Genomic DNA, 1,165 nt, shown 5'->3' on the forward strand with positions numbered 1-1,165 from the left:
ATGCTGGTGAAGCGTTCCTGCTCCATTTCCCGGCGCAGGCGAAGCTCAATCTCGCGGTCGGTTCGCGGACCGAGATCGAGGCTGACCAGCTCGGCCGCCCGCTCGCGGATGCCAGATGAGATATATTCGCGCGCGATGACCAGGTTCTCGCCACGGTCGTCCCTGCCACGGACGATGATGTGGCTGTGCGGGTGGCCGGTGTTGAAATGATCGACCGCGACCCAGTCGAGCTTCGTGCCGAGGTCTTCCTGCATCTGCGCCATGAGCCGCCGCGTCAGCGCCTTGAGGTCGTCGTACTCGATGCCGTCTTCGGCAGCGACGATGAAGCGGAACTGATGGCGGTCGCCGTCCGCGCGATCGATGAACGCCTTGCCGTCGACGCGGCCGCTGTCGGCGCCGTAGAGCTCGCCAGGTTCACCTTCGCGGGTGACCCCGTCGCGCTGAAGATAGCGTAGATGGGCACGCGCCCCGTCCGCGCCCTTGCCGGCGAGCTTGACGACCCGCGCCTTGACGATCACCCGGCGCTGGCGGAAGGCGGCATACCGGTCGCGCGATTTCAGCAGTGCGGCGGCCGCCCCGCCGCGCCCTGTCCGGCTTCCTGTGAAGCGACCACCGCGTTGCGGCCGGCCGCCAGCCCGGTTGATCGCCGCACGAACCTGGCCGGCATAGCGTTTGCCGGCCTTCGAGCCGCGCGACCCGATTTTGCCGAGCTTCGGCCTGAACTCGTCATCCTTAATGCGAGCCTCCCAGACATATCAAGCAAAATCAGACACTTACACGTCAAACCCTCTTGGCACCGGCGGCAGCCTCCCGGAAAAACGATGTGCAGACAAAGATTTAACCGCCTCCTGGAGGCGGTACCTTTATCTTGCCTTCCGCGCCCAGCCCCGCCAGACGCGCCCCCGTCCGCCATGGCTAACGCACCGGCTCCTTCGGCTGCGCGCCGTCCTTGCCGAGCGGCACGAAGAGATCGCCGTTTCGCACGCCTGAGTGAACACCGTCATGAATGAAGAACAGCGACCGTCCGAGAGGAGCGATTTGCGCCTTTGGAGCGACAGATTGGCTTTCGAACGCCTCGATGTCGGCCGCCGAAACTCCGGCCGCCTTGAGTTGGTCGAGGTACTCGACGGTCTCTTCTGGCAGCGGTTTGCCACGCTTCAAATGC

General features: G+C 65.0%; 2 pseudogenes. Both read right to left on the bottom strand.

From position 1 onward, the window contains the following. A pseudogene (locus tag EN969_RS32020) lies at positions 1 to 737 on the bottom strand (relaxase/mobilization nuclease domain-containing protein); the annotation flags it as partial. 178 nt (positions 738 to 915) lie between these two features. Next, positions 916 to 1,165: pseudogene (locus EN969_RS35450) on the bottom strand (lytic transglycosylase domain-containing protein); the annotation flags it as partial.

The sequence above is a fragment of the Mesorhizobium sp. M7A.F.Ca.CA.003.01.2.1 genome (assembly GCF_003998945.1).
GTDB classification, from domain to species: domain Bacteria; phylum Pseudomonadota; class Alphaproteobacteria; order Rhizobiales; family Rhizobiaceae; genus Mesorhizobium; species Mesorhizobium ciceri.